Annotated in this window: 17 protein-coding genes; 12 read left to right on the forward strand and 5 right to left on the reverse strand. The window is 46.6% G+C overall.

Annotated elements, in window-relative coordinates; translation table 11 throughout:
- The first annotated feature begins 179 nt into the window (after window positions 1-179).
- On the forward strand, window positions 180-1,523 hold the full coding sequence (locus tag ACQCVH_RS17040; protein WP_426836817.1) for a GntP family permease: 1,344 nt from the start codon (window positions 180-182) through the stop codon (window positions 1,521-1,523).
- 149 nt (window positions 1,524-1,672) lie between these two features.
- The gene (gene gntK / locus ACQCVH_RS17045; protein WP_426836818.1) at window positions 1,673-3,217 is read left to right on the forward strand and encodes a gluconokinase; all 1,545 of its coding nucleotides are present in this window, start codon (window positions 1,673-1,675) and stop codon (window positions 3,215-3,217) included.
- Between the two features lie 42 nt (window positions 3,218-3,259).
- Here the strand turns inward: gntK and ACQCVH_RS17050 are convergent, their stop codons facing one another.
- Together ACQCVH_RS17050 and ACQCVH_RS17055 are read right to left on the reverse strand one after the other, a co-directional pair.
- Window positions 3,260-4,258, reverse strand: a complete 999-nt coding sequence (locus tag ACQCVH_RS17050; protein ID WP_148976721.1) for an inorganic phosphate transporter — start codon at window positions 4,256-4,258, stop codon at window positions 3,260-3,262.
- 13 nt (window positions 4,259-4,271) lie between these two features.
- Complete coding sequence (locus ACQCVH_RS17055; RefSeq protein ID WP_224899458.1) at window positions 4,272-4,889, reverse strand: DUF47 domain-containing protein; 618 nt, start codon at window positions 4,887-4,889, stop codon at window positions 4,272-4,274.
- A gap of 415 nt (window positions 4,890-5,304) precedes the next feature.
- Between ACQCVH_RS17055 and helD the strand changes: the two genes are divergently transcribed.
- The 3 genes from helD (at window position 5,305) to ACQCVH_RS17070 (ending at window position 8,763) form a co-directional block, all read left to right on the forward strand.
- Entirely contained in the window at window positions 5,305-7,560 is a 2,256-nt protein-coding gene (gene helD / locus ACQCVH_RS17060) for an RNA polymerase recycling motor HelD (protein WP_426836819.1), read from the forward strand.
- 371 nt (window positions 7,561-7,931) lie between these two features.
- Complete coding sequence (locus ACQCVH_RS17065) at window positions 7,932-8,453, forward strand: hypothetical protein (protein ID WP_426836820.1); 522 nt, start codon at window positions 7,932-7,934, stop codon at window positions 8,451-8,453.
- Between the two features lie 52 nt (window positions 8,454-8,505).
- A complete protein-coding gene (locus tag ACQCVH_RS17070) occupies window positions 8,506-8,763 on the forward strand; it encodes a GlsB/YeaQ/YmgE family stress response membrane protein (RefSeq protein WP_148976717.1) in 258 nt (85 codons plus the stop codon).
- Window positions 8,764-9,019: 256 nt separating this feature from the next.
- On the opposite strand, the gene ACQCVH_RS17075 is transcribed toward ACQCVH_RS17070, so the two are convergent.
- On the reverse strand, window positions 9,020-9,877 hold the full coding sequence (locus ACQCVH_RS17075; RefSeq protein ID WP_426836821.1) for an RluA family pseudouridine synthase: 858 nt from the start codon (window positions 9,875-9,877) through the stop codon (window positions 9,020-9,022).
- 390 nt (window positions 9,878-10,267) lie between these two features.
- Here ACQCVH_RS17075 and ACQCVH_RS17080 point away from each other — a divergent pair, with 390 nt between their 5' ends.
- Entirely contained in the window at window positions 10,268-10,666 is a 399-nt protein-coding gene (locus tag ACQCVH_RS17080) for a YhcU family protein (protein WP_257990057.1), read from the forward strand.
- Between the two features lie 676 nt (window positions 10,667-11,342).
- Here the strand turns inward: ACQCVH_RS17080 and ACQCVH_RS17085 are convergent.
- Both ACQCVH_RS17085 and ACQCVH_RS17090 read right to left on the reverse strand, forming a co-directional pair.
- A complete protein-coding gene (locus ACQCVH_RS17085) occupies window positions 11,343-11,813 on the reverse strand; it encodes a thioredoxin family protein (protein WP_426836822.1) in 471 nt (156 codons plus the stop codon).
- Window positions 11,810-12,253, reverse strand: coding sequence for a disulfide oxidoreductase (locus ACQCVH_RS17090; protein ID WP_426836823.1), 444 nt, complete (start codon window positions 12,251-12,253; stop codon window positions 11,810-11,812). Before ACQCVH_RS17090 ends, ACQCVH_RS17085 begins: the two co-directional genes overlap by 4 nt.
- Before the next feature lie 235 nt (window positions 12,254-12,488).
- Here ACQCVH_RS17090 and ACQCVH_RS17095 point away from each other — a divergent pair, with 235 nt between their 5' ends.
- The 6 genes from ACQCVH_RS17095 to ACQCVH_RS17120 all read left to right on the forward strand — a co-directional run bounded on the left by ACQCVH_RS17095 (window position 12,489) and on the right by ACQCVH_RS17120 (window position 19,451).
- Window positions 12,489-13,040: a Rossmann-fold NAD(P)-binding domain-containing protein gene (locus tag ACQCVH_RS17095; RefSeq protein ID WP_426836824.1), complete on the forward strand. Its 552-nt coding sequence runs from the start codon at window positions 12,489-12,491 to the stop codon at window positions 13,038-13,040.
- Between the two features lie 49 nt (window positions 13,041-13,089).
- On the forward strand, window positions 13,090-14,628 hold the full coding sequence (locus ACQCVH_RS17100; protein ID WP_426836825.1) for a GNAT family N-acetyltransferase: 1,539 nt from the start codon (window positions 13,090-13,092) through the stop codon (window positions 14,626-14,628).
- A 231-nt stretch (window positions 14,629-14,859) separates the two neighbouring features.
- Window positions 14,860-16,614, forward strand: a complete 1,755-nt coding sequence (locus ACQCVH_RS17105) for a phospho-sugar mutase (RefSeq protein WP_426836826.1) — start codon at window positions 14,860-14,862, stop codon at window positions 16,612-16,614.
- A gap of 392 nt (window positions 16,615-17,006) precedes the next feature.
- The gene (locus ACQCVH_RS17110; RefSeq protein ID WP_426836827.1) at window positions 17,007-18,125 is read left to right on the forward strand and encodes a GAF domain-containing sensor histidine kinase; all 1,119 of its coding nucleotides are present in this window, start codon (window positions 17,007-17,009) and stop codon (window positions 18,123-18,125) included.
- A gap of 11 nt (window positions 18,126-18,136) precedes the next feature.
- The gene (locus tag ACQCVH_RS17115) at window positions 18,137-18,772 is read left to right on the forward strand and encodes a response regulator (protein ID WP_426836966.1); all 636 of its coding nucleotides are present in this window, start codon (window positions 18,137-18,139) and stop codon (window positions 18,770-18,772) included.
- A gap of 148 nt (window positions 18,773-18,920) precedes the next feature.
- Window positions 18,921-19,451 carry an NADPH-dependent FMN reductase gene (locus ACQCVH_RS17120; protein WP_426836828.1) on the forward strand — a complete coding sequence of 177 codons (531 nt, stop codon included), beginning with the start codon at window positions 18,921-18,923 and terminating at the stop codon, window positions 19,449-19,451.
- The last annotated feature ends 5 nt before the right edge of the window (window positions 19,452-19,456 follow it).

Below are 19,456 nucleotides of genomic sequence, written 5' to 3' on the forward strand. Positions count from 1 at the left end.
ATTATAAAAGAAAAAAAATTCTTTGAAAACGATTGCAATTAGAAAAATATTTTATATAATAAAATCATAAGTCGGAAGAAATTTTTTTCTTTTATTGATAGTTAAAGAAGAAAATTATTTCGTATTCTGTCAAATTAGTAGAAATAAAATGTAAGCGTTTAATAGGGGGAGGAACAAAAATGTCTGGTTCAATGCTTATTTTAGTAGCAATGGCGGGAATATTCCTGCTGCTGTTTCTTGTAATGAAAACCAAGCTCCATGCTTTCGTCGCATTGCTCCTGGTCAGCCTGCTTGTAGGTATTGCAGCAGGAATGCCGCTTGGAGGCGTCATCGAATCTGTCCAGAATGGCATGGGGGGAACCCTCGGGTTCGTGGCTGTCGTAGTCGGGCTCGGGGCTATGTTTGGCCGGATGCTTGAGGTTTCCGGCGGTGCTGAGCGCCTGGCGCAGACGATGATCAAGAAATTCGGCGAAGATAAAGCGCAGTGGGCCCTCGGCATCACGGGCTTTATCGTAGCCATACCAGTATTCTTCGATGTCGGCTTCATTATCCTTGTGCCGATTATCTACGGGCTTGCCAAGAAAACAGGTAAATCCCTTCTGTACTACGGGATACCGCTGCTGGCAGGATTGGCTGTCACACACAGCTTCATTCCGCCCACACCGGGGCCTATCGCGGTAGCTGACCTGATTGGCGCCGACCTGGGCTGGGTCATCCTGTTTGGTATTTTAGCAGGTATACCTTCCATGATCATCGCTGGTCCGCTGTTCGGTAAATTCATTGCCAAAAGGATTCATGTCACCATTCCGGAATATATGAATATTGAAGAAAAAGAATATGATAGAAAACTTCCAAGCTTTGGAATGATTGCAAGCATCATCTTCATCCCGCTCGTACTGATCTTAATCAATACAGTGTCCGGTGTTGTACTTGATGAAGGAAACGGCTTGCGTGCCGTATTCACATTCATGGGACATCCATTTGTTGCTCTGACACTGGCTACACTGCTGGCATTCTATTTTCTTGGCACAAAGCGCGGCTATTCCCGCCAGGAAGTGCAGGATATTGCGACAAAGTCTCTTGAGCCAGCCGGGATCATTATTCTTGTAACCGGTGCGGGCGGCGTTTTCAAACAGGTTCTGATTGATTCAGGCGTTGGACAGGTTCTCGGCGATATGATGGCTTCTTCATCACTGCCGCCAATCCTGCTCGCATTCCTGATTGCTACATTTGTGCGTGTGGCCCAGGGTTCGGCAACGGTAGCGATGGTAACAGCGGCAGGGCTTATTGCCCCGCTTATTGAAATCATGGGGCTTGAAGGGCCAGTCCTAGGATTGATTGTAATCTCTATAGCGGCGGGCGCCACCATTTTCTCGCATGTCAACGACTCAGGCTTCTGGCTTGTCAACCGCTACTTCGGCCTTGATGTAAAGGACACGCTGAAGTCCTGGACTGTCATGGAAAGCTTGATTGCCATTGTCGGATTCCTGGTAGTATTTATAATCGGATTCTTCATTTCTTAAACAGAGGCAGATAAATATAAAGGAAAAAGGGAGCGGCAGCGCTTCCTTCTTCTGTATTCCTGGACTGGAGGAGAGTCCATAACGGTGTATGTTATTTTTGATTCGTTGTAAACTTAAAAAGAGAGCTTTAAAAGATTGGAGAGGTTCAAATGACAGCTGAAAGATATATGCTAGGAGTGGACATAGGGACGACAAGCACAAAGTCTGTCCTTTTTAATAAAGAAGGCAAGGTGGCTGCCAAGCATTCCATCGGCTATCCTTTACATACGCCAAGCCCCTCGGCTGCAGAGCAGGATCCGGATATCATCCTGGCAGCTGTGGCCGGCACCCTCAAAGCCTGCATGGAAGAAGGGGGCATCAGTTCAGCCGACCTGCTGTGCGTTAGCTTCAGTTCTGCCATGCACAGCGTCATTGCTGTCGACAGGGAAGGTATACCTCTGACCAAAAGCATTACATGGGCGGATAACAGGAGCGCCAAATGGGCTGATCAAATCAAGCGCGAGCTGAACGGGCATGAGATCTATTTAAGGACAGGAACACCGATTCATCCTATGTCACCATTGTCCAAGCTGCTTTGGATGAAAAATGAGCAGGAAGATATCTTTAATCAGGCGGCAAAATTCATCTCTATAAAGGAATACGTATTCTTCAAGTTCTTTGGCGAGTATGTTGTCGATTACTCCATTGCCTCTGCAACAGGCATGTTCAATCTGAAAGATCTGTCCTGGGATACTGAAGCGCTGGGGGTAGCCGGAATTCAGAGGGACAGGCTTTCGGAGCCGGTTCCGACAACCTATACTCTGAAAGGCCTGAAAGAGGAATATCAGAAGCTGACAGGACTAGATGCCTCGGTGCCTTTTGTAGTGGGAGCGAGCGACGGAGTGCTCTCAAATCTCGGTGTCAACGCGATCGATCCGGGCGTCGTTGCAGTGACAATCGGAACAAGCGGGGCCATCCGGGCTGTGACTGATAAGCCTGTAACAGATCCGAAGGGAAGGATTTTCTGTTATGCGCTCACTGAGAAGCATTGGGTGATAGGAGGTCCGGTCAATAATGGCGGCATGATTTTCCGCTGGGTCCGGGACGAACTTGCTGCCTCCGAGGTGGAGACTGCCAAGAGGCTGGGGATTGATGCCTATGATGTGCTGACAAAGATTGCGGCTGCCGTCCGCCCTGGAGCAGATGGGCTTATCTTCCACCCATATATGACAGGCGAAAGGGCCCCATTATGGAACAGCAATGCAAGAGGTTCATTCTTCGGGCTCAGTCTTCACCATAAAAAAGAGCATATGATCCGCTCTGTCCTTGAGGGTGTCATTTATAATCTGTTTACCGTCCTGCTTGCCCTGGAGGAACTGATCGGGGAGCCGAAGAAAATCCAGGCGACCGGCGGATTTGCAAGATCTGAGCTATGGAGGCAGATGATGGCTGATATTTTCAATCAGGAGGTCGTTGTGCCTGAGAGCTATGAAAGCTCCTGTCTGGGCGCTGCCATCCTGGGCTTGTATGCCGTCGGTGAAATTGAGGATCTGAGCATTGTGTCAGGCATGGTGGGGGATACCTTCAGCCATAAGCCGAATCCTGAGAATGCAGCTGTTTACCAGGAGCTGCTGCCGGTCTTCATCCGCCTATCCAGAGCACTTGAAGGCGAATATGAGAACATAGCCCGCTTCCAGAAGAAGCATCTGGGCTGAAAAAAAGCTATTGGAGATTGGCTCCAATAGCTTTTTTGTTGTTTAAAAAATAGCATTCAGCAATAAGTACACAAGACCTGCAATCGTAGCGGAAATCGGCAGGGTGATCACCCAAGTGATCAGCATCCGCTGTGCCGTGCCCCATTTAACGCCTTTTAGACGGTGGGCTGATCCAACTCCGAGAATCGAAGAAGAAATGACATGGGTTGTACTGACCGGCAGGTGTATTGCCGTTGCGCCGAATATGATGGCTGCGCCGGTCAAATCAGCTGCAACACCGTTGATAGGGCGGATTTTCATGATTTTGCCGCCGACAGTCTTGATGATTTTCCAGCCGCCGACAGATGTACCAAGACCCATTGCCAGGGCACAGGAGAACTGGACCCAGAACGGGATATCATCAGTTGTGACATAGTTATTGGCAATGAGCGCCATTGTAATGATCCCCATTGCTTTCTGGGCATCGTTCGTACCATGTGTGTATGACTGCAGGGCAGCCGTGAAAATCTGGAACAGGCGGAAATTCCTGTTTGTTTTTGTCAGGTTATTGTTTTTAAAAACAACCTTGAAAATGCTGTATACAATGAATCCGACAACAAATGCGATGAGCGGAGAGAAAATCAGCGCCTGAATGATTTTCATGAAGCCTCCGTAATTAAGGGCCTGGAATCCTGCCGCTGCTATTGCTGCTCCTGCAATGGAGCCGATAATCGCATGGGATGAACTGCTCGGAATCCCGTAATACCATGTGAGCAGGTTCCAAAAAATCGCAGCAATCAATGCTGCCAGGATGACGATTGATCCGTTCTGCAAAGTGAAGGGATCAACGATATCCTTTGTAATGGTTTTGGCTACTCCTGTAAAGGTCATAGCCCCGACAAAGTTCATCGTGGCGGCAAGAATAATGGCATGCCTTGGCTTCAGTGCTTTCGTTGATACGGCTGTGGCAATGGCATTGGCTGTATCATGGAAGCCGTTGATAAAGTCGAAGGCCAATGCCCCTATGACGATCAGTATAGTTATGATGAAAATGGAATCCATTTATGAAAGCTCCTTACGCATTCTTCATGATGATGGTTTCTAGGGTATTGGCGACATTCTGACAGCTGTCAGCGATATCTTCCAGGTTTTCATAAATTTCTTTATATTGAATGATGCGGATCGGATCTTTTTCAACTGAAAATAAGTGCTTGATGGACTGGCGGAGAATCCCATCGCATTTTGATTCGTAGTCTTTGATTTTGATGGCATGCTCCCTGATATCAAGAAGTTTTTTGGTTGAGAGCAGCTCTACAGCCTTTTCGATTTCCAATGAACAGCTGCGGATAGCATCAACAAATTTAAGCATATAATCGTCTGCCTGTGTAATCGAGTACATCTCAAACAAGGCAGCACAATGTTCAATCCCATCAAGGACATCATCCATGCTCATCGCAAGGTGGAGGATATCTTCACGCTCAATCGGAGTGATAAAAGCATTATTAAGTTCTTTGATGACTTCGTGGACAAATGTGTCGCCTTTTGTTTCATACTCTTTCATTGTTTCAGAAAAAATCTTCAGATCACTGACATTTTTCAATTTGTAATCGGCAAAATAGTGAGCTCCCTCTTTTACGTTGGAAGAGATGCTGCTCAGCAGAATTGCAAACTTGTCCTTCTTCTTGAAAACCATATTTAAACCCCCATTTGTTAAATGCCTAGAACCAAAAGCCCCTTCAGCGGATGGCAAAGTGCAGTTTCGGTTAGTTACATAGTATACCCGCTATCCAGCTAAAGAAGCTCTATCATCCAAAATTTGTGAAGATTCCATGCTGCTGCTCCAGCAAAAAAATCCCCCAAACGAAAACATTTTATATGAAATTTGTCGAATAAGGTAGCATTTCGCTCAAAATTTACAAAAACTTAATATAAAAACTATACGTACTTAGAATTAGCATGGTCTTATCCTCAAAAATTAACATTTTTACCAGTCAAAGCAGAAAGGTGTTGTAAGCGGTTGATTTTTCTGATAATATAACTTTCTGCTCCTCACAAGCCCATATGAACTTCTTTCTCAAGCGGCTGAAATGGAATGAAAGGAGAAACATATGACACCAGATCAGCACCCCGATTATCAGAAGGAAAGTGAACGGCTCGACTTTACCAGAAAATATATGGAGGCTGTCATTAAAACAGCCGAATCCAGCAAAGACCAGTTCAAGGAAAACATGAAAGAAGCCTTTCAGGACACTGACTGGCTTGAATCGAGCTTAAGCTATTCCTCCATTTTGACGAACGCCCGTTTTTTTGAAATGTCCAAGGATGAACTGTCAAGCCTGCGGAATGCCCTTCCAAAGCCTTATTTTGCCCGGCTTGATTACCAGCATAAAGGCCAGGAAGAGAAGGAGAGCCTGTATATTGGAAAAACCTCGCTCTATTCCAGGGAGAACCAGGAACAGATTATTGTGGACTGGAGGTCCCCGATTGCCAATCTCTATTATGAAGGCAGGCTTGGAAGGGTCGAATATGAGGCCTACGGAGAAAATTATGACGGCCAGCTGACCTTAAAAAGACAGCTTATGATTGAGGACGGCATTCTGGAGGAAATCCGGGATATCGATCTTACCACTACCGACGAACTGCTTCAGGATTCCCTCGCCAAAAGCTCCAGCAGCCGGCTGACCGAGATTATTTCAACGATCCAGGAAGAGCAAAACCGCATCATCAGGGCGGATCTGAACAAGCCCATCATCGTCCAGGGAGCGGCGGGAAGCGGAAAGACGACTATCGCCCTCCACCGGATCAGTTATTTCATCTATCAGTATAAAGAGAATTTTCTGCCGGAGCAGCTGATGATCCTGGCTCCGAGCCAGCTGTTCATAGACTACATATCAGAAGCATTGCCGGAGCTTGGTGTGGAAAGAGTCAGACAGACGACTTTCCCCGAGTATGTCCTGCAGTGCCTTTCCGGGAATTTCTCCATCGCAGAGGACAGGAAGCTCATCCAGCTTCTTGAAGAAAAAGGAGAAGGGCTCGGCCTCAGAGTTTCAGAAATTAAAGGATCCCGTCTGTTTAAGAACATACTGGATCAATATTTAAAAAGCATTTCCTTTACCTTTTATCCTTCCGAAGATTTTATGGCAGATAAGTTCCGCCTGTTCAGCAGAAAAAAATTTATCAGGCTTTTCCATGAAGATTATCATTACCTTCCCTATTTCCGGAGGCTTGAGAAGCTTAAAAGCATCCTTCAAGGCGATCTGAAGAGGAAGAAAAAGAATATCCTGGCCAAAATTGAAGCCTACTATGATGACAGGATTGACAGGGCCATATACCGCGGCAAGGATGCAGACAAAAGAAGGGAATATGTCTCACATGCTCTTGATCAAAAAGCAGAGCGTCTGGAGGAGGTCCAAAAGAGCATCAGAAGGGCTGTGCCCGACTATATGAAGCAGTTTCCGAAAAAGAAGGCACTGGATTACTACCGTGAGCTTTTCGAGGATCCGGCAAGGATCGTCCGTTTTTCCGGGAATGAATTGACGAAAGGCGAAGCAGAAGAATTATGCAGCTATTCGCTTTCTCTCCTTGCCAAGAAGAGGGTTGAACGTGAAGATCTGGCTGCTCTCCTGTATTTGCAGACAGAGCTGTATGGGGTTGATAAAGACCTTAAGGCAAAGAATATCGTCATTGATGAAGCCCAGGATTACAGCTATATGGAGATATATGCTTTGAAAAAGGCCTGTGATACAGATATGTTTACGCTGGTGGGAGATCTCGCCCAGGGAATCCACTCTTATCGGGGGCTAAAGGCGTGGGAACCGGTCGTCAGCGGGATATTCCCGCGCGCTACCTATACAGAGCTGCAGAAAAGCTATCGGACAACAATAGAAATCATGGAAAAGGCAAACCGTCTGCTGAAGCTCCTGCCCTATTCCTTTCCGCAGGTGGAACCTGTTGTGAGGCATGGTGAGAGCCCGGCTTTTATAAAAAGAGAAGAAGGAGCCGGACTCGCGCGGCAGATTGCAGAAAAGGTGAAGGAGCTGCGGAAAGAGCACTTAAAGAACTTTGCTGTTATCGGCAAGACAATGAAGGACTGCCAAACTTTATATGATTATTTCAAGGAAGAGACCAATGAAAAAGTCCGTCTGCTTGCAGAACAGGAGAGCATTCCAAAGGATGAAATTGTGATTGTCCCTTCCTACTTATCCAAGGGACTGGAATTTGATGCAGTATTCATCGTTTCAATACTTGAAAAATATGATGCTTCTTCAGAAATAGATATAAAGCTTCTATATGTGGGGATGACCAGACCGCTCCACCGGCTGTACTTTTACGGCGGGGAGAAGGCAGATTTCCTGCTTGAATAATAAAGCGTGCAGAAGAATCCTGTTGAACAGGATTCTTTTTTGTTAGGCACAAATTCTGCTGATGGAAAATTGGGCTCGTTTTAGAAAAAATCTTTGCAGAAAATCAGTTTTGGACAAGTTTTCCAGGGGAAGAAGATAATTACAATATCGGCGGAAGCCGTTTATATAAAATGGGCGGCTGCAGCGGGAGCAGCCGCTTTCGGTTTTTCTAGAACATTTTGGCGCAGGGACAAGACCAACTATCTTGTTTTCCCGCTGTGTAAAAATTCACCCTAGCAAATAAAGGAAAGAAGACGCATGTTTTAGATTTTGAAGCTGGGGTAATTTATTTGTACAAGCAGCAAACAACAAACCGAAAAGGAGGGTGATGATTGAAAAAACTCTATTCGGTACCGATGATTGCCATCTTAATATTTCTTATAGGCTGCAGCAACGGGCAGGAAGCTGAGCAGGAACTGAATCAGTCGGCTGATGAAATTGAGCAGTCAGCTGAGGAAGCAGCTCAATCTGCCAAGGAAAAGACTGAAGAGGCTGCAGTTGATCTTAAAGAAAATGCTCCAGAAGTGATCAGTAAGATCAAAGGGGCATTAGAGGAAGGCAAGGAAACTGTTAAGCAAGAAATGGTCGAAAAAGGGGATACTGTTAAAGCGGAGGAGGATTTTTACCTCGCTGCGACCCCAGAAGCCTATGACAGTCTCTACGATTTCATCCAGATCAATGATTATGATGGAATCAAACAGCTGGAAGAAGAAAAGGATGCGCTGCTTGTAGAAAAAGGAACCGAACTTGAAGTGCTGGACCGTGATCCGGTCCGTGTCAAAGTGGCGGTAAAGGCCGGAGATGAAGAAGGCTTTGCGCCAGTCAATCTGTTAGAGCCAGCTGGAAACAGCTGATGCTTTTATAAACTACATCTTGCAAAAAAAAACTAATTAGGAGTGAGAAATTATGTTAAGTTTTCTTTGGGCATTAATTATTGGTGGAATCATCGGGTGGATTGCCGGCATGATCGTAGGAAGAGACATCCCGGGCGGCGTCATCGGTAATATTATCGCAGGTTTCGTCGGTGCTTGGTTAGGTACACTGATTCTTGGCGACTGGGGTCCTGTTGTAGCTGACTTTGCCATCATCCCTGCTATTATCGGTGCAATCGTTCTAGTATTTGTGCTAAGCCTGATCATGAAAGGCATGCGCAAAGCAGACTAATACAAAAAAGTCCCTTTTTAGGGGCTTTTTTGGTGTTTAATTAACTTTTTTTCACTGCGGAGGGCTGGGACCCTCTGTATGTTTTTTTGTGTCTAGAGGGTGTCAGTCGGCTCGACTGGAACCCTTTATAAGGCTTTTAAGTGTCTAGAGGGTCTTAGTCGGCGACTGGAACTCCTATGGAGCCTCTGTTTGATTTTGTAGTCTGGAGGGTTCCAGTGCACTCTGCTGGAATCCTTCATTTGTTCTGCAGGAAGATTTAAAGCTCCTCCAGCTGAAAGCCTTTGAACATTTCCGGGTTGCCGGTTATTGGTGCGTAACAGACTACCGCTTCCTCTGTAAAGGGATGCGGCACCTCCAGCTTGGCAGCATGAAGGGCCTGGCGAGGATACACCGGGCTGCCGCCATACAATCTGTCCCCGGTCAATGGGTGGCCCATATCACTGAAATGGACTCTGATCTGATGGGTTCTCCCTGTTTCCAGCCGGCAGGACACAAGAGTCTGCTGCTCTCTTGGAAAGACTGCAGCAACCTCATAATGGGTGACAGCATCCTGCCCGCCCGGGGAAACCCGCCTTCTGGTGGGGTGATGCCTGTCCCTTCCAATCGGCTTGCGGATCACCCCTTTTTTTTGTTTAATGATCCCGTCCGCCATGGCAATATAGGTCCGCTTGATTTTTCTTTCCTTAAGAAGCTGATCAAGCATGCCTCCTGCAAGTGCGTGCTTGGCAAATAATACAGCACCGGTTGTATCTTTATCAAGGCGGTGGATGTGCTTGAGGTGGCGATATTCCCCTTTGGCCAGGAGATGATATGCAGCCGCGTTGGCAAGCGTGTCTTCCTGCATCGGCTCATTGGGATGGGTATCCATGCCGGCAGGCTTGTTGAGAATCAGTATATGTTCATCTTCGTAGAGCACGTCAATGTCATGGTATGCAGGCTTAACGCCGAACTCCTCTTCAGCAAAAAGCTTTAACTCAAGCCTGCTGCCTTTGGCAAGCGGTGAGGTCCAGCGGGGTGCCGATCCATCCACTAATATGCTTTTTTCCATCCGCATCAGATGGATTTGCTTTTTTGGGGCCTTCCAGCGGGTGCGGAGAAGCTCCTCAAGCGTCAAACCCTCCCAGTGGCTGGGTATTATTATTTGATACCATTCTCCTTTTTTCTTCGTAATGATACAAAGCCCTCCTTCATCCAGTATTTCCCTATAATAGTCAGCCGTTGATTTACATATAAATCATACATGAAAAAAGTTTTCATGCAATGAATGCCGGCAGCCGATTCATATCTCCCCAGTATGCTCCAATATTGTATAATTGAAAGCGGATAAGCCAAAAGACATATTTTTATGTAAAAAAAAGCGGTTTCTTCATTCGTGATTTCCTAGGTCATGTAAAAAAATACCGACTCTATGGGTATAATTACCACCCTTAGAGTTTCGGCTGATATGTTATTCTAGGAATATATGTTACGAAATGATTACAAGGATTACAAAGGTGGGTTTTCAGTGAAAGTAGTTTTTGCATCGACTCCTAACCAGGAAGAGAGGATCAGGGAACTGGTAGATTATTTTTATACATCTATTTTTCCTGCTTATTTTTCAGATGAGGATATTAAAGAGTTTGAAAAGCTGAAGGTGCTGCATACTTCAACCAGGCATTTTGAATATTTCGGGACTTTAAAAGAAGCATTTCAGGTGATCGCCAGCCTGCAGACGCTGATTTCCATCCTGGAATCTTCTGATCCGGAAAACCGATATGAGGATATTTTCCAGAAGAATGTACATATCCTGAAAGATTTCGGACTTTTCTTTCCTTTCGGCTTCAGCTCTTTTATTGATGCAAAAGAGCTGAAGGGTGATATGTTTAGTGTGTATACGAAAGCGGCGAATGAGCTTTTGGTTTAAAATGAGGTAAAAATATTGAGTTTGAAGAACGGGAAGGGGCGGGGGTGCTTCTTCCCGTTTTTTCATGTTGATTTTATTCCTATTTAGAATCAAAAAAATTATTTTGCGCTTTAACTGAGGCTGTTGATCTGCACTCCAGGCACTTCGCTTTCCGCGGGGCGGCGCTGAGCCTACTCACGCTTGCGCGCTGCGGTCTCAGCTTTGCCGCTATTTCCCGCAGGACTTGAATAGGCACCTTTGAAATTGCCTCGCACGAAGAAAATGCGCATGCATTTTATGAGGAGTCTGCGTGCCCTCCACTCCAACCAACAGGGCTTTTTAAACTTTGGAGCAATTCTGCAAAACCAATAAAGGGGACTTAAAGATCGTTTCAATCACCTTTTCAGGAACACTAGGAAAATAAAGTCCTAAGAGGTATAAACCCGCTAATTATTGGGCATCCTGCATAACAACCAGCTCCTTCCGTAATGTAGCTCTGATTTGGGGATGTTCTGTAACTGCAGAGATTCTTGCCGGATTAACCTACGATGTTACGAGTAGGAGCTTGTTTTTATTCAGGACAGACTTATGATAGAAGCATTAAATCCTATAAAAAAAGAATAGGGACATAAAAGTTTTTAAGGTCTTGGTGATATACAACATAAAAACGGGAAGGATTGCTCCTTCCCGTTTTTTCTTATTTAGAATTCTCGTTAAACCATTCTTCGAATACTTCTTTATCCTGTGACCCTGTGATTCTGTTTGTTTCTTTGCCGTCTTTGTACTGAACGATTGTTGGTGTTTCGTTAATGTTGTAGTTGTCCCAGCCATTTTCGAATTCCCACAGGTTGAATTGGACAAGATCGACTCCCATTTCCTCTGCCAGCGGGGCGACAACAGGGGTGGTCCTTTGGCAATGCGGGCATGTAGGGCTGAAGAAGTAGACGGTTGCATCTTCTCCTGCATCAAGCTTTTTCTCCAGTTCATCAGGGAGAATAATGTTCTGGTAGTTTGGATCATCGAGCTGGTCGATTGTTTCAGACTTCAGGTTCTCCGTTCCGTAAGGGTTGTCCCCTGATACCTTTTCTTTATTCTGCATACTGGTAAGCACGGCCACACCCGCAAATAGTGCTATGATAATAACTAAAAATATGATGACTTTCTTCAAATCACACTGCCTCCCTTTGTTTTTTTCCAGATGATCAGGCTTGTTATAAAAATAATGATAAAAGCAGTAAGCGCAAGCAGGGGAATCGTAATGAATCCCAGCCAGTTGATATATTGCCCAGTGCATGGGACCCTGCCGCAGGAAAGGGCACTTTCTCCAAGGAAAGCGACTTTCTGGATGGAATAATGATAAATCGAAATGCATGCACCGGCAGCGGAGAGGATCATTGTATAAAAACTGATTTTATAATCTTTTTTGATTACAGCGATCCCGAGTATGACGGCGAGCGGGTACATGGCGATACGCTGGTACCAGCAGAGTGCGCAGGGCTCATAATGGCGGACTTCAGAAAAATAGAGGCTTCCGAACATCGCCAGGATGGAAGCAGCCCAGGCAAGGAATAAAAGGTTCTCCCTCGGATCTTGTTTTGGCTTATCCATATGCTTCTCCTTTATTAGTTTATGGTGAAATTATAAAGAGATTCTCCGCGCTTGTAAATTACCTTGAATTAAAGACACCTAATCTTCACATTTTTGCAGTGTTCAGGACAGCATGAGAGCGGGTGTGCAGGCATATGCTGATAGCGGCAGCCGGAGGTTCCTTCTTTCATTCTACCATTGATGCAGGGGCAAGCATCAGTCCTAATATTATCCTATTTGAAAAAGGAGCATTAAGATGAAAAAACATGCGTTAGTCATTGGCGGAACGGGTATGTTAAAAAGAGTGATTGAAACACTCTGCAAAGAAGGGTTCCATGTAAGTGCAATGGGCAGGAGCCATGATCGATTTGCGAAGATGATGGAAGAAATTTCTGTACCTGAAGGAAAGGTTTCTTTTGTACAAACAGACTATTACAGTCAGGTCCAGTTCCAGGAAGGCTTGATCCAAGCTGTTCTGGACCGGGGAGCGTTCGATCTGGCCGTCGCATGGATGAGAAGCGATGCTTCGGAAAGCTTCCAGTGGCTTTTGCAGTACATAGCGCAAGATGACAAGTATACAGAGCTGTATGAGATTAAAGGCAGCCATGCTTCAAGGGAGTCTTTCAATGGCCTGGACTCTGCTTCGTTAAAGTGGATGAGGATCATTCTTGGATTCCGTTTTGAGGGGGATAAGGCAAGATGGCTCACCCACGACGAAATTTCCGAGGGTGTGCTGAAGGCAATCAGCCTGAAAGCCCCCTTATATACAGCGGGAGTGACGGAGCCTTGGGAGAAAAGGCCCTCATAGTATAAATGCCATTAACAGAGCAGCCCGAATAAGAGGAGATGCAGTCAATATGTCAAAATTGGATTTGAGCAAGTTTGAGAAAAAAATGATTATCCGCAATACAAGAGCTGAAGATATTGATAAAATCATAGCTCTTCAGGAGCTTTGCTTTCCAGGAATGGATCCGTGGAAGCGGGAGCATTTGGAGAGCCATCTGGAAATTTTTCCGGAAGGCCAGTTTGTTGCTGAATATGACGGAGATATAATCGGCTCCTGCTCCAGCCTGATCATCAATTTCGATGAATATGATGACAGGCACTCCTGGAGCGATGTGACAGATAATGGCTATATTACGAACCATAATCAGGATGGGTATAATTTATACGGCATTGAAGTAATGGTGCACCCGGATTTTCGGCGCATGAAAATCGGCTACCGCCTGTATGAGGCACGGAAAGAACTGGTGCGGCAGATGAACCTGAAAAGCATCATCATTGGCGGCAGGATCCCGAACTATCATAAATATGCCGGGGAAATGAGCCCGCGCGAGTATGTAAGCGAGGTATCCCGCCATAAAATTTATGATCCGGTCCTCTCATTCCAGCTTCTGAATGAGTTCACTCTCATGCGGATCAATCCTAATTATCTGCCGGATGATGTCCAGTCCAACAAATATGCGACCCTGATGGAATGGAATAATGTCGACTACCTGCCAACAACGAAAAGATTCTATAAAACAAGCTATCCAGTAAGGATCTGTGTGGTTCAGTACATGATGAGGCAAATCAGTTCATTTGATGATTTTGCAAACCAGGTGGAATATTTTACAGACGTCGCCTCAGATGCAGGGGCCGATTTTGCGGTTTTCCCTGAGATATTCACTACGCAGCTGATGTCGTTCCTTGATGAAAAGTCACCCAGCCTTGCAGTGCGGAGGGTTACAGAGTATACAGAAGAATATATCGAGCTGTTTACCGATCTGGCTGTCAGATATAATGTCAATATCATCGGCGGCTCCCATTTCGTCAAAGAGGATGATGATGAAATCTACAATATTGCCTATCTTTTCCGGAGAGATGGCACGATTGAAAAGCAATATAAGCTCCATATCACCCCGAATGAGCGTAAATGGTGGGGGATCAGCCGCGGGGATGAAGTGAAGGTATTCGATACAGACTGCGGAAGGATTGCGATCCAGATCTGCTATGATATTGAATTCCCTGAGCTTGCCAGGATCGCAGCAGATAAAGGCGCAAAGATTATTTTTACCCCGTTTTGTACAGAAGACCGCCAAGGCTATCTGCGTGTCAGGTACTGTGCACAGGCAAGAGCGGTCGAAAACCAGATCTATACAGTCATTTCGGGAACGGTCGGAAATCTGCCGCAAACAGAGAATATGGATATCCAATATGCGCAGTCAGGCATTTTTGCGCCATCGGACTTTGAATTTGCAAGGGACGGCATCGTCGGAGAGACCAATCCTAATATCGAAATGGTGCTGATCGGGGATGTGGACCTGGAAATCCTCAGACGCCAGCGCCAGGACGGAACGGTCCGCCAGCTGAAGGACCGGCGTCATGATATCTATAAGATTCATTACAAAAAATAACATTCACAGCCTGCCTTTCACTGGCAGGCCTTTTTTTATATAATAAAATTGCGGAAAAAATGTCGTGAATGCTCGAAAGGTTTCAGGAGGAGATTCTCGCGCCGCAGCAGAATCTATAGATTAAGCAGCCCTGTGAAGGGGTGAACAAGTACATAACAGACAAAAAAGCAGCATGAGCGCCAGATGCTTTACTGCAATCAGCCTGTTGAAAGGCAGCCGGGAGGTAAAGAGATGGACTGGAAACAAAAAGCGGAAAAATGGCTTGGATATGCAAACATGGACAGCAGCCTGAAAAAGGAGTTGGCAGAGCTTCGCTTGGATGACAGCAAGATGGAGGACGCCTTCTATAAAGATCTTGAGTTCGGCACAGGCGGCATGAGGGGAGAAATCGGCCCCGGCACCAATAGAATGAACATTTATACGGTCAGGAAGGCAGCAGCCGGCCTTGCTGCCTATATTGAAACATACGGGGCAGAAGCTAAGAAAAGAGGCGCGGCAATCGCGTACGATTCGCGCTATATGTCAAAGGAATTTGCAATGGAGACGGCTAGAACGCTGGCAACGCGTGGAATCCGCGCCTATGTATTCAAAGGTTTGAGGCCAACGCCCGAGCTATCCTTTGCGGTCCGCTATCTGCAGGCATTTGCCGGTGTTGTGATCACCGCAAGCCACAACCCGCCTGAGTATAATGGCTATAAGGTGTACGGTGAGGATGGCGCACAGCTGCCTCCTGAAAGCGCAGACATCGTTATTGAAAAAGTAAATGAAATTGAAAATGAATTGCTGATAGAGGCGGCGGAAGAAGAAACGCTGCTGGAGCAGGGGCTTATTACGATGATTGGTGAGGAAGTGGACCAGGCTTATCAGGAAAAGCTCAAAACCATTTCTGAAAATCCGTCCCTTGGCAGTGAAACAGATATAAAAATCGTATTCACCCCGCTGCATGGAACGGCCGGAAAGCCTGTGCAGGATATACTGGCAGCAATGGATTACAGGCATGTTTATACAGTTGAAGAGCAGGCTGTTCCAGACCCGGGCTTCTCAACTGTCAAAAGCCCGAATCCGGAAGAGCATGCCGCATTTGAACTCGCAATCAAGCTTGGCAATGAGGTTGGGGCAGATCTCCTGATCGCAACAGATCCTGACGCTGACAGGCTTGGAATCGCGGTAAAGGATGACAAAGGGGAATACACCGTCCTGACCGGTAACCAGACCGGCGCCATTCTGCTTCACTATATCCTGAGCGAAAAGAAAACAAAGGGAACGCTTCCTTCCAATGGAGCGATGCTGAAAACGATTGTTACATCAGAGCTGGGTGCAAAAATTGCCGAGTCCCATGATGTAGAGGTTATGGATGTGCTTACGGGCTTTAAATTCATTGCTGAGAAAATCAATGCTTTCTATAAAGATAACAGCTACAAATTCCTGTTCGGCTACGAAGAGAGCTATGGCTATCTGATCGGCGATTTTGCCCGTGATAAAGATGCCGTCCAGGCTGCCCTTCTGGCGACAGAAGCATGCGCTTTCTACAAGAAAAAGGGAATGTCGCTGTATGATGCGCTGATGGCTGTCTACAAGGAATACGGCTATTATCTGGAAGGGCTCAGATCTCTTACCCTTAAAGGGAAGCAGGGGGCCGAGCTGATCCAGGAAACGCTGGCTTCCTTCCGCAGAGATCCGATTGAAAGCCTGGGTGAATGGAAGGTACTGAGGATGGAGGATTATCTTACTGGCCTTGCAAAGCCGGCCTCAGGGGAAGAAGAGCCAATCGGCCTGCCAAAGTCAAATGTCATCAAGTATCTTTTTGAGGACGGTTCATGGATCTGCCTGCGCCCTTCCGGAACAGAGCCAAAGATCAAATTCTATTTCGGAGTCAATAGCACCGGGCTGGTAGAGAGCAGGGACAAGCTGGCCAGGCTTGAAAACGAGTTCATGAATCTGATTGATGAAAAAATGAAAAAGCTGGAAGAGGCCAAGAAGGCCTGATTGGAGAAAGGCGGCCGTTCTGCAGAGCAGAATCCGCCTTTTTTGCTGTTAAGGAAATTATAAATTGTAAGTCTTGTGGATCATATCAATTCTTGATCAACGGCCAGCAGCTGCGCTGAGGTCACAAGCCAAACCTCCCAAAAAGGCAAAGAACGCCTTTCCGGGAGGTTCGTCTTGAGTTCCCCAGGAAGCTGGTTATGCAGACGTTGCCACAGGACGTGGCATTCTTAGTCTGCGTTCCTTAAGGGTGATCAAGGCGCTTGCGCTTTTGTTCCTGTGCTTTTTTAAAACGCAGCTGCAACTTTAGCCGCAGGCACTTCTCATCCAAAATGCGAAGGCCGAGCTGTTAAAAAAGCATTATAATAGAGAGAGACCAAACGGGAGGCACGAGCATGACCATGGAAGACCGGCTTTCTGAAGTGAAAATATTAAAAGAAATCGCAGAGCTTCTCAATGAGGGGACGGATATGAAGTCAGTCCTGCCGGAAGTGCTGAAGAAGCTGCTTGAAGTGACAAATCTGGAAACAGGCTGGATCTTTCTCATTGATGGGGAAGGCAAGTATAATCTAGCCGCAAAAGAGCGGCTTCCGCAGGCCTTGTCTTTAAATCATTATGCGCCAATGTGCCAGGGAGGATGCTGGTGTGTTGAAAGATTCAATAGTGGCAAGCTGAATAAGGCAACCAATATTATCGGCTGCAAGCGGATTGAAGACGCGATTGAAGAAGGGCGCGGGGAAACGAATGGGCTGACCCACCATGCCAGTGTTCCTTTAAGGGCAGGGGAAGAGAGGTTTGGCATCCTTAACATCGGCTCCCCTCATAAAACCAGATTCTCTGATGGGGAGCTGGCATTATTGGAATCAGTTGCGTTTCAAATAGGCACGGCCCTTAAACGGATCGCCTTGACCCAGAGGGAGCAGGAATTGGCTCTTACGGCTGAGAGGAATCGGCTTGCAAGAGACTTGCATGACTCTGTCAATCAGCTGTTATTTTCTGTGAACCTAACGGCAAGGGGCGGAATGGAAATGGTCGAAGGAGCCGAAGTGAAGGAAACATTTTCTTACATACAAGATCTTGCCCAGGAGGCGCTCAGCGAGATGAGGGCGCTGATCTGGCAGCTTCGCCCGCGCGGCCTTGAGAACGGGCTTGTAAGCGCACTGAAGAATTATGGCCAGATGCTCGGTCTCCAGGTTGAGGCAGAAGTAAAAGGGATCATCGCCCTTCCGGGAAAGATTGAAGAAGCATTATGGAGAATGGGGCAGGAAGCGTTTGGAAACTGCAAGAAGCACTCAGGCCAAGGTTCAGTGCGGCTTTTTGTGGAGGCAGACAGCAGCAGGATCATAATGATCATAAAGGATGAAGGCTGCGGCTTCTATTACAGCAAGGGAAAGGGACTCCCGAGCATGGGGCTGAACAGCATGAAGGCAAGGGCGGAAATGCTAAAGGGCAGTTTCTCTATCAAAACAGCGCCCGGCCAAGGGACAGAAATACAGATAAGCATACCGATTTAAGGGGGATTATGATGAAAGTGCGCGTGCTGGTGGCTGATGACCACCATGTTGTCAGAAGGGGTCTGATTTTTTTCCTTAAGACCCAGCAGGAGATTGAAATCGCCGGGGAGGCAAAGGATGGGCTGGAGGCTGTCGAGCAGACAGGGAGATTAAAGCCGGATATAGTCCTCATGGACCTGGATATGCCGAATATGAATGGGGTAGAGGCAACAAGGCTGATCAAACAGAAACATCCGGAAACGAAGGTTCTAATGCTGACCAGCTTTTCTGATCAGGACCATGTCATTCCGGCGCTCGAGGCCGGGGCTTCGGGATACCAGCTGAAGGATATAGAACCGGATGAGCTTGTGAAGGCGATCATCCAGGTTATGAAAGGGGAAAATCAGCTCCATCCCAAGGCAACATCCCACCTGCTGTCACATCTGTCCAATAAGGATAAAAAGAAAAGCCCCATAGATGAACTGACAAAACGGGAACTCGACGTATTGAAGGAGATAGCGAAAGGGAAAAGCAACAAAGAGATCGCAGCCTCCCTTTTTATCACAGAGAAAACGGTCAAGACACATGTATCCAATCTGCTGTCAAAGCTCGAGATTTCTGACCGGACGCAGGCAGCGCTGCTGGCCGTGAAGGAAAAGCTTGTTTAAATCGGCTCCATCCAAAGTTGTAGGTGCCTGAATTTTCAGTTAGACTAAATATGTATGTAACATTAAAACAAAGCGACGATTTCCGCGGTGCAGTCTCTCCCTATAATTAAGAACATAGAGAAGCTACAGAAAAGGAGAGAGAACTAGCATGAAAATTGCAGTATTTAGCGGAAGTCCACGAAAAAAGGGCAGGACAGGAATCGCTGCCCGGTATATTGCCAAAAAGTACGGAGCAGACCTGATCGATTTAAGCCTGGGGGAAATCCCCCTCTACAGCGGGGAGCAGCACCAGTTCGAGCTGACGGCTGTAAAGGAGCTGCGCCAGAGGGCTGCAGAGGCAGACGGGATCGTTCTTGCTTCGCCTGAATACCACAGCGCCATGAGCGGCGTGCTGAAAAACGCCCTTGATTTTCTAAGCAGTGATCAGTTCGCCCATAAGCCGGTTGCACTGCTCGCTGTATCCGGCGGAGGAAAAGGGGGCATTAATGCCCTGAATAATATGAGGACTGTTGGAAGAGGGGTCTATGCAAATGTGATCCCAAAACAGCTTGTGCTTGATCCTCACTGCTTTGATTATGATAATGACGGGCTGAACGAGGAGCCGGCAGCTCTCGTCGATCAGCTGATGGATGAACTGAAACTTTATGTAAATGGCTATGTCCAGATGAAGGGCAAGTAAGGAAA

Origin of the sequence: Bacillus infantis (assembly GCF_050107595.1) — a bacterium.
In the GTDB taxonomy this organism is placed as follows: domain Bacteria; phylum Bacillota; class Bacilli; order Bacillales; family Cytobacillaceae; genus Bacillus_AB; species Bacillus_AB infantis_C.

Bases quoted from the DNA above. Each gene is read 5' to 3' on its own strand.
- ACQCVH_RS17040 (WP_426836817.1), top strand. From the start codon at position 180: ATGTCTGGTTCAATGCTTATTTTAGTAGCAATGGCGGGAATATTCCTG.
- gntK (WP_426836818.1), top strand. From the start codon at position 1,673: ATGACAGCTGAAAGATATATGCTAGGAGTGGACATAGGGACGACAAGC.
- ACQCVH_RS17050 (WP_148976721.1), bottom strand. From the start codon at position 4,258: ATGGATTCCATTTTCATCATAACTATACTGATCGTCATAGGGGCATTG.
- ACQCVH_RS17055 (WP_224899458.1), bottom strand. From the start codon at position 4,889: ATGGTTTTCAAGAAGAAGGACAAGTTTGCAATTCTGCTGAGCAGCATC.
- helD (WP_426836819.1), top strand. From the start codon at position 5,305: ATGACACCAGATCAGCACCCCGATTATCAGAAGGAAAGTGAACGGCTC.
- ACQCVH_RS17070 (WP_148976717.1), top strand. From the start codon at position 8,506: ATGTTAAGTTTTCTTTGGGCATTAATTATTGGTGGAATCATCGGGTGG.
- ACQCVH_RS17090 (WP_426836823.1), bottom strand. From the start codon at position 12,253: ATGGATAAGCCAAAACAAGATCCGAGGGAGAACCTTTTATTCCTTGCC.
- ACQCVH_RS17095 (WP_426836824.1), top strand. From the start codon at position 12,489: ATGAAAAAACATGCGTTAGTCATTGGCGGAACGGGTATGTTAAAAAGA.
- ACQCVH_RS17100 (WP_426836825.1), top strand. From the start codon at position 13,090: ATGTCAAAATTGGATTTGAGCAAGTTTGAGAAAAAAATGATTATCCGC.
- ACQCVH_RS17105 (WP_426836826.1), top strand. From the start codon at position 14,860: ATGGACTGGAAACAAAAAGCGGAAAAATGGCTTGGATATGCAAACATG.
- ACQCVH_RS17110 (WP_426836827.1), top strand. From the start codon at position 17,007: ATGACCATGGAAGACCGGCTTTCTGAAGTGAAAATATTAAAAGAAATC.
- ACQCVH_RS17115 (WP_426836966.1), top strand. From the start codon at position 18,137: ATGAAAGTGCGCGTGCTGGTGGCTGATGACCACCATGTTGTCAGAAGG.
- ACQCVH_RS17120 (WP_426836828.1), top strand. From the start codon at position 18,921: ATGAAAATTGCAGTATTTAGCGGAAGTCCACGAAAAAAGGGCAGGACA.